Below are 488 nucleotides of genomic sequence, written 5' to 3'. Positions count from 1 at the left end.
TTCACTGATAACAATGAAACCCGCACCCTTGCAGAAGACAGCCCTGAAGTGACCGGTAATGTGATTGACGGCACCAGTGTGGATGGCCCGATTACCGTCACCACCTTTACTGTCGCGGGCGATGCAACCGTGCATACCGCTGATGGAACCGATGTGGTGATCGCCGGTGTCGGTACCTTTAGCCTGGACAGTGATGGCGTTTACACCTTTACCCCTGCCAGCAATTACAATGGCGCGGTGCCGGTTGTCACGTACACCTTAACCGATGGCTCTGGCGCCAATGACACCTCAACATTGAGCTTAACGGTCACGCCGGTGAACGATGATTTCACTGATAACAATGAAACCCGCAGTATTGCAGAAGACAGCCCTGAAGTGACCGGTAATGTGATTGACGGCACCAGTGTGGATGGCCCGATTACCGTCACCACCTTTACTGTCGCGGGCGATGCAACCGTGCATACCGCTGATGGAACCGATGTGGTGAT

General features: G+C 54.1%; 1 protein-coding gene. It reads left to right on the top strand.

Translation table 11 applies throughout. From position 1 onward, the window contains the following. Positions 1 to 488, top strand: a 488-nt coding sequence (locus AAEY98_RS22150; RefSeq protein WP_351019704.1) for a cadherin-like domain-containing protein, incomplete at both ends; no start/stop codon positions are given.

This window comes from Shewanella sp. AC91-MNA-CIBAN-0169, assembly GCF_040310165.1.
Taxonomy (GTDB): Bacteria; Pseudomonadota; Gammaproteobacteria; order Enterobacterales; family Shewanellaceae; genus Shewanella.
This window is presented reverse-complemented; position numbering and strand designations above follow the sequence as displayed.